At 31.7% G+C, this 9,023-nt stretch carries 5 protein-coding genes and 1 tRNA gene; 5 read left to right on the forward strand and 1 reads right to left on the reverse strand.

Annotation, left to right across the window (positions count from 1 at the left end; translation table 11 throughout):
• Window positions 1-30 precede the first annotated feature (30 nt).
• From IW20_RS19895 to ypfJ, 5 genes are all read left to right on the forward strand, one after another.
• Window positions 31-720, forward strand: a complete 690-nt coding sequence (locus IW20_RS19895) for an RluA family pseudouridine synthase (RefSeq protein ID WP_035626563.1) — start codon at window positions 31-33, stop codon at window positions 718-720.
• 74 nt (window positions 721-794) lie between these two features.
• Window positions 795-2,123 carry an aldehyde dehydrogenase gene (locus IW20_RS19900; protein ID WP_035626564.1) on the forward strand — a complete coding sequence of 443 codons (1,329 nt, stop codon included), beginning with the start codon at window positions 795-797 and terminating at the stop codon, window positions 2,121-2,123.
• A gap of 196 nt (window positions 2,124-2,319) precedes the next feature.
• Entirely contained in the window at window positions 2,320-3,117 is a 798-nt protein-coding gene (locus tag IW20_RS19905) for a DUF2189 domain-containing protein (protein WP_035626565.1), read from the forward strand.
• 94 nt (window positions 3,118-3,211) lie between these two features.
• Window positions 3,212-7,240 carry a PAS domain S-box protein gene (locus IW20_RS19910; RefSeq protein ID WP_081912527.1) on the forward strand — a complete coding sequence of 1,343 codons (4,029 nt, stop codon included), beginning with the start codon at window positions 3,212-3,214 and terminating at the stop codon, window positions 7,238-7,240.
• Window positions 7,241-7,337: 97 nt separating this feature from the next.
• Complete coding sequence (gene ypfJ / locus IW20_RS19915) at window positions 7,338-8,192, forward strand: KPN_02809 family neutral zinc metallopeptidase (RefSeq protein ID WP_035626568.1); 855 nt, start codon at window positions 7,338-7,340, stop codon at window positions 8,190-8,192.
• Window positions 8,193-8,598: 406 nt separating this feature from the next.
• On the opposite strand, the gene IW20_RS19920 is transcribed toward ypfJ, so the two are convergent.
• Window positions 8,599-8,672: transfer RNA gene (locus IW20_RS19920), tRNA-His, on the reverse strand.
• Window positions 8,673-9,023: the final 351 nt, after the last annotated feature.

The raw sequence follows: 9,023 nt of genomic DNA on the forward strand, positions 1-9,023 counted from the left end.
CTTAGTTCCTTAGAAACTCAAAAAAAAACTATGAAAATTATATCTACCAAAGACAATCTCCAAATTCTACACGAAGACAACCACATTATTGTTGTAAACAAGCGCGTAGGCGATATTGTACAAGGTGATAAAACGGGCGACAAACCATTATCGGATGTTGTAAAAGAATACATAAAACAGAAATACAACAAACCTGGTGACGTATTTTTAGGCGTAATACATCGTTTAGACCGTCCTACAACCGGAATTGTAGTTTTTGCCAGAACAAGCAAAGCATTAACGCGCATGAACGAATTGTTCAGTAATCGCGAAACACAAAAAACCTATTGGGCAGTTGTAAAAAACAAACCTGCAGAAACAAGTGCTAAATTGGTTCATTATTTAAAAAGAAACGAGAAAAACAATACGTCAAAAGCACACTTAAAAGAAGTTCCAGATAGCAAATTGGCAAGTTTAGATTATACTGTTTTTAAAGAACTACAGAATTATGTAGCTCTCGAAATTAATTTACATACAGGAAGACACCACCAAATTAGAGCACAACTTTCGGCTATTGGATCACCTATAAAAGGAGATTTAAAATACGGATTTGACCGAAGCAATCCTGATGGAGGAATACATCTTCATGCCCGAAAATTAACCTTCATACATCCCGTTACCAAAGAGTCTCTTACCATAATTGCACCTACTCCAGACGAAGTGATATGGAACGCTATATGATTTTTGGATAAAAATTACTTTTATTTAAAATTTTAAAATTAACTTGCATAGTATAAAACTAAGCTGATTTTAAAATGGACTATAAAAATGACATCGGTTACAGAAAAGAGACGCTTAAAAAACTATTGTTCAACATACAAAAAAGCGAAGATTTAATCATAAAAGCTTTGTATGATGATTTCAAGAAACCTGCTTTTGAAGCCGTCTTAACCGAAACCAATTATGTTATTTCGGAATTAAAAGATACCATTAAAAATATTTATAGCTGGGCAAAACCACAACGGGTTTTCCCATCGATACTTAACTTTCCTTCTACCGATTATATTTATAAAGAACCTTACGGAAAAGTACTAATTCTGGCTCCTTGGAATTATCCTTTCCAATTGGCTTTATGCCCATTAATTTCGGCTGTAGCAGCAGGAAATAAAGTGATTTTAAAACCATCGGAACTTACTCCTAAAACTGCCGAAATTATAACCGAAATCATCCAGAAAACATTTCACATAAATCATGTCGAAGTGGTACAAGGAGGAGTCGATGTTTCGCAAAAACTTTTAGAAAAACGCTGGGATTATATATTCTTTACAGGAAGTGTAGCCGTTGGAAAAATTGTAGCAAAAGCCGCTGCCGAGCACCTCACTCCTGTTACACTAGAACTTGGCGGAAAAAACCCATGTATTATAGATGAAACTGCTAATTTAAAACTAGCAGCCAAAAGAATTGTTTGGGGAAAATTTATAAATGCCGGACAAACCTGTATAGCACCCGATTATATCTTGATACATAAAGATATGAAAACTCATTTTATAGGATACTTAAAAGATGAGATTAACAAAGCTTACGGATCAAACCCCGAAGAATCTCCAGATTTTGCAAGAATTATAAATACCAAAAACTGGGTACGATTAGATAGCATGATCGAACGTGACAAAATAATTTTTGGCGGACATACCGATGCCAAAAAATTATATATCGCACCAACACTTATAGACGAACCAAGTATGGAAAGCGGTATTATGCAAGAAGAAATTTTTGGGCCATTATTACCTATACTTACCTATAAAACCGAAGCTGATTTAAAAAACATTATCGATCGATACGAAAAACCACTTGCTCTATACGTTTTTAGTGACAACCAGAATTTCACAAAAAAGATAATTACACGCTATTCATTTGGCGGAGGATGTATTAATGATACCGTTGTTCATTTTTCAAACAACAGACTTCCGTTTGGAGGTGTTGGTCATAGTGGTCTGGGGGCTTATCATGGTAAATTAAGTTTTGATACTTTCTCCCATCACAAAAGCATTGTCAAAAAAGCAAATTGGCTCGATTTACCAATGCGCTACGCACCATATAAAGATAAGCTGGCAACTATAAAAAAATTATTAGATTGGATGTAAACTTACCTTGATTTAAACATCAATGAGTTACAAATATTTCCCCTTATAAAATCATGTAATTACACTAAATCATTTTGCTAAAAAACCAATTTTAACCTTGTCGATTTAAAAAATATATTATATTTACTACTGATTTTTCATAAAAAAACAATCCAAAAAGATACCAAAATATAACGAATAACTACTCTTAAAAATTATGAATCGTACGCAACAACGAATTGAAGAAATCAATAAAATTGGTTATCAATTAGACTTTTCAAATGTATTTAACCATGCTTTCGAAAATTATAAAAAAATCGCATTGTACGCAGGATCGATTATATTAATTTTTTATTTCATTCTTGGTCTTTTTGGATCTAGTGTTATAATTTCTCTCTTTGGGATAGAAAGTTTCACAAAAGAATCTTTAGAAAATTTACAACAAGCTAAATTCACAGGAACTTCGCTTGCGATTTATATGGCATCTATGATTTTATTAGCTGTATTTACTGCTCCCTTTACAGCAGGTTTTTTAAAAATGGCCGATTGTGCAGATAAAGACAAAGAATTTAATGTAGCTACAATTTTTTATTACTACAAATTACCATATCTAACTAATATCATAATTGCTACATTTATTATATCAGTTATAAGCATCATCATATCAACAACAACCGAAACGATAAGTCTGCCTCTTATAGGAGGTTTAATTTCATTACTTATTTCACTTTTTACTTACCTAACAGTTCCATTAATTGTGTTTGGAAATCTTAACGCTATTGATGCTATTAAAACCAGCGTAATGCTTGTTTCAAAACAACCTCTAATAATTGCAATATTATTAATTGTCGCAGTAATAGCAGCAATGGTAGGCTTTATAGGATGTTGTATCGGAGTAGTTTTTACGCTACCTTTTATTTATTCTATGAACTATGCAATTTATTGCGCAATTATTGGTGCAGATACATTAGACGAAGTTGAAGCATCTAATTTAGGACCAAAAACATTTTTATAAAAGATTGAATTGATATAATAATTTCTTCAGGAATCTATTTAATTAAACCAAAATCACCCAAAAATCTATGGTATTTTACTGTAGTTTTATAACAATGATATCCTCATGGCCAAACCTAACAGGCTTGGCCTGTAAATTATTGTTATTTAGTGATGTAAACCTCAAATGGATTGTTTCCTACAATAACCCTAAGTTTCCAGCACTGGGACTGGCTTTATTTGGGCTAATTGTATTTTTAGCTTATCACTTTTTTAATATAAAAAATCAATTAGGAAATTTTATTGAAAAAGAAAAAGAGAACGAAACCACCCAAAAAGAGTATTTGCTTTATTTTCTATTCTTTGGGATCAACATTATATTAATAGAAATTATTAATGAGCTTTTTAAAATTAGACCAAAAAGTTTATTAATCACAAATGCCTCGATTGGTTTTTCCTTTTTATTATTCTATTTTATAACGACCAAAGTTGATTACTTACGTAAAAATGTGCAATTTATATTCATTACACTATTTTTATTCTTTTTTATTTATATAGCACGTAATGTAATCCTTTTACCCAACGACATCACTCCAATACTTAGTTTTGTTGTAGCCTTTTACTTTTCTTACACCATTATAAAACCAATAAAATTATACTGGCTTTATACAGCTTTCGTATTTTTATTTTTAATTGATGCAACAGTTTCACAATTAATATCTTTAAAAACCTCTGTAGTACTAATTAATTTTTCGATTATAGTATTTATAGCCAACTATGTAAAATATGCAGTTTTATTAAATGTAAACGATAAATTTCGGTTTTCAAACGAAATCGTACATAAAGGAAATTCACTTACTATAGCCACTAACCGCAAAGGAGAAATTTTATTTTGTAGCGAAACTATAACCAATATTCTAGGATATTCTCCTGACGAAGTTATGGGAATGGGTTTTTGGAATCTTACAGAAGATGCAGAATTTATAGGCGAAGAATACCATTTAACTTATACAGACGACAAACTCTACATACGTAAATTAAAATGTAAAAATGGAGAATACAAATACATCCAATGGAAAGATAAAAAATTCTCCGAAGATCTAATAATAGGTATCGGACAAGATATTACCGAGCAAATAAATACCCGAGATTTATACAAAAACCTAATCCAGACGGCTACCGATTTAATTTTCGAAACCGATGATGATGGTAACTTCACTTTTATCAATGATTTTGCAATTTCGTCATTAGGATATTCAGAATCTGAGATTATTTCTCATAACTATTCCGAATTCATTCGCATTGATTACACCATCAATACAATGAATTTTTATGAAAATCTGGAAGAAAATCTAAAAAAGAAAGAAAATGATTTCCCTGCTATAGAAATTCCATTATTAAAAAAGGATAAAGAAGAATTATGGGTTTCACTTAAAGTAATTATCCACAAAAACGATGTTGGACAGATAGTAGGATACGCAGGAATTGCCCGAGATATTACGAAATTAAAAAACATTGAGAACGAGAATAAAATCAGACAAGAAAAAATTGAGAACTATAATACTATTTCAAAAAAGTTATCGACCACAAACTTTAGCAATTACAATGATATAGATAGTGTTGTAGAACTAATTATAAAAGAAGCTGCAATTGTTTCTAAAGCTAATCGGGTTAGTTACTGGAAATATAGTAAAGACATAATTACATGTACTAATTTATTTAGTTCAGATAATCATAAACTCGAGAAAAAGAAGATCTTAAAAAGAGAAACTTACCCAATTTATTTTAACTCAATAAAGAATAAAACCATCATTAATGCTCCTGATGTTTTTAATCATTTAGAAATATCCGAATTTACAAAAGAGGCTTTCTTAGTAAACGATATTAAATCAATGCTGGATGTTCCTATTTTTACAAATGGACAACTAACAGGTATTATTTGTTTTGAATCTACCAAAAACAAACGAATTTGGGATAATGAAGACATCAATTTTGCCAGAACCATTTCGGATATTATTTCATTAGCAATCTCTTCGCAAATGAGATTAATGACCGAAAAGAAATTAGAATTCAAGAGTCAGTTATTATCTGCACTTGCTTTATGTACCGAAAAGTTTCTATTAAGCAAAAGCACAGCCAAAATGTTTGAAGAAACCTTTGAGATAATAGGAAAAGCTACAAAGGTGGATCATATGTTTTATTATGAAAAAAATTATGAAACCAATCTTGTAAGCCAGAAATACAAATGGGCAAGAGAAGGAATCACTAATCAAATAACCAAATTACAAGGTTTTACCTCCGATAATTTGCATGAAATATTTAATCAGGCTCAAAACAAAAAAATCTTAAATACACTAACACGTAAACTTAAAGATTCGTTTTTTAAAGAGTTATTAATCGCTAATGAAATCAAATCTATTTTGATTCTTCCGCTATATATTAACGATGAGTTTACTGGTTTTATAGGATTTGACGATTGTACCAATGAAAAAAAATGGACTGAAGACGAAATCTACATTTTACAATCTCTGGCAAATAATATTTCCTCAACTTTAGAAAGAAACAGAAACGAAACTAGAATTCACGAAAGTGAAGAAAAATTTAAGCTAATTGCTAATAACATTCCTGGTACAGTTTATTTATCCAAGTTTGATGAATTAGCAACCAAAGTATTCTTAAGTGATGAAATAGAGAACCTAACAGGATATCCGAAAGCGGAGTTTCTAGAAAAAGGATTATCATTTATTTCATTAATGCATCCAGAAGACAGAAAAAACATTATTAACAACCAGATAAGCGATTTACAAAAAGCAATCCCAATACATAGTGTATACAGAATAAAAAGAAAATCTGGCGAATATATTTGGGTAGAAGAATTTGGTGATGTAATTAAAAAAGGAAATGCAATTGCTTTTGTTGGTGGAATCTATTTTGATATTACAAGCAAAAAAGAAACCGAAGATGCTATAAAAGCCAAACAATTAGCAGAAGCAGCAAATAAATCAAAATCTGATTTCTTGGCAAATATGTCACATGAAATCCGAACGCCTTTAAACGGAATTATTGGTTTCACCAATTTATTAATGAAAACCAATCTTCAGGAAATTCAACAAAAATATATGATTACCGTTAATCAATCGGCGCAATCATTACTAAATATTATAAATGACATTCTTGATTTCTCTAAGATAGAAGCTGGAAAACTAGAATTAAACATCGATAAATACGACATTAGAGAAGTACTAAATCAAGTAGTCGATTTAATATTATATGAATCTAATCTCAAAAAACTTACTTTAGAATTGAACATCAATGAAGATGTACCAAACTGTTTTTACATAGATGTACTCCGAATAAAACAAATCCTGATTAATCTACTTGCAAATGCAGTTAAATTTACCGAGAAAGGAACAATAAAACTCAATGTATCTGTACTCGATAAAATAAACGATACTTATACAATACGTTTTTCAGTTTCAGATACTGGTATTGGAATTCTTGAAGAAAACAAGAAACGAATTTTTCAGGCATTTTCGCAAGAAGATAGTTCGACTACTCGCAAATTTGGAGGTACAGGATTAGGTTTAACCATTTCCAATAAGCTACTTAGCTTAATGGACAGCCATTTAAAACTAGAAAGCAAAGCAAATATAGGAAGTACTTTTTATTTTGATTTAGATATCAAAAGCTGCGATACCTATGAGCCTTATATTTTTATAAATGAAACTGAAAGTAATAACAATACTTCTATTTTAAGCAAAGATCAACTCACCAAAGAAATAAAATTCCTTATCGTAGAAGATAATAATGTAAATAGACTATTACTTAGAGCTACTATAAAAAATCTGTTTGTAAATGCTATAATTTACGATGCCGAAAATGGTGAAGAAGCCGTAAAACTACACAAAGTAATTAATCCGGATATCATATTCATGGACATACAAATGCCAATCATGAACGGATATGAAGCTACTAAAGCAATACGAAAATTAAAATCAGGAAAAAAAACGCCTATAATCGCCGTTACCGCTGGGGCGGAAAAAGATGAAAAGCAAAATTGTATTAATGCAGGAATGACTGGTTATATATCTAAACCAATTATAAAAGGCAGCATCGAAAAAGCCATAATTAAATCCATTAGCTAAACAATAAAGAAATAGAAGATAAAAGCTACTATTTCAAAAAATATCGATAAATTCGTGTACATATAATTTCGAATAAAAATATTAAAACCATATAATTATGAAATGGCAAGGCAGAAGACAGAGTGACAACGTTGAAGATAGAAGAGGAATGTCGGGAGGTGGAAAAACTCTTGTAGGAGGTGGAATCATCGGAATTATAATTTTGCTGGTAAATGTTTTTGGAGGTGAAAATGCACAATTAATAACTCCAGTTTTAGAACAAATGCAAGGTTCTCAATCAAACCAAACCGAAGCTGCAGCTCCATTAAGCAAAGAAGATGAAGAAATGGGTAATTTCGTTAGAGTAAATCTTGCCGATAATGAAGATATATGGGGTAAAATATTTTCCGAAAACGGAATGACTTATAAAAATCCAAAACTAGTACTTTTTAGAGGATCTGTAGAAACTGCTTGCGGTGGGGCTACATCGGCATCAGGGCCTTTTTATTGTCCAGGAGATCAAAAAGTATATATGGATTTAGCCTTTTTTGAAGAGCTAAAAACCAGATTTGGTGCCAAAGGTGGTGACTTTGCTATTTCTTACGTTATAGCGCACGAAATCGGGCATCACATACAAACATTATTAGGAACATCTGCCAAAATGCGCAAAGCACAAGAAGGCAAAAGCGAAGCACAGGCAAATAAGCTATCTGTAGCATTAGAGCTTCAAGCTGATTTTTATGCAGGAGTTTGGGCACATTACAATCAGAAAAATTTAGATACCGACGATATAGACGAAGCTTTAAGTGCTGCAAATGCAGTTGGAGACGATGCTATACAAAGCAAAATGCAAGGACGTGTTGTTCCAGACTCATTTACACACGGAACATCCGAACAACGTAAATATTGGTTCATGAAAGGATTTAAAACCGGAGATATTAATCAAGGCGATACCTTTGCAGAAATTAGATAAGAAGATTTTCTTTCTAGAAGAACAAACAATCTAAAGCAGTTATTGAAAAATAGCTGCTTTTTTTTATATCCCATATTGTCCGACTGAGCGGAGTCGAAGTCTCGTAATATCATTTCTGTTATTCCATCTTTGACACGTAGACGCACTGCGGTGCGTCTCTACAGAAAACCTTTGTCCCTTTGAATCTTTACCTATTTAGGATTCATTTTAAACGCAAAGTACACAAAGAAAAAAACGCAAAGGTTCGCAAAGCTATCTATCAAACTTTGCGAACCTTCGTGCAAGCTTTTGCGTTCTTTGCGGTAAAATCTTTTTAAACAAGAGACTTGTACCGCCCTTAACTCCTTGATCCTTAAAACAAACGCACAAAAAAAGCCTTGAATTTCTTCAAGGCTTTAAATTTCTGGGTGGATGACCGGGTTCGAACCGGCGACCCTCGGTACCACAAACCGATGCTCTAACCAACTGAGCTACAACCACCATTTTTGCTTAGCGAGTGCAAATATAAAGTAAAACTTTACTTCTACAAAGAAAAAATGAAAAAGGTTCACTAAGCTATTTATTAAACTTTACGAACTTTTATGTAACTCTTTGTATTCTTTGCGGTTAAATCTTTTTTGCATAAGACAATTTTTATCCATTTTAAACGCAAAGCACACAAAGAAAAAAACGCAAAGGTTCGCAAAGCTATTTATTAAACTTTGTAACCTTTGTGAAACCCTTTGCGCTCTTTGCTGCAAAATCTTTTTTTTTGCATAAGACAATCTTTATCCATTTTAAACGCAAAATACACAAAGACAAAAAAACGCAAAGGTTCGCAAAGCTATTTAT

The organism is Flavobacterium hydatis (genome assembly GCF_000737695.1).
Taxonomy (GTDB): Bacteria; Bacteroidota; Bacteroidia; order Flavobacteriales; family Flavobacteriaceae; genus Flavobacterium; species Flavobacterium hydatis.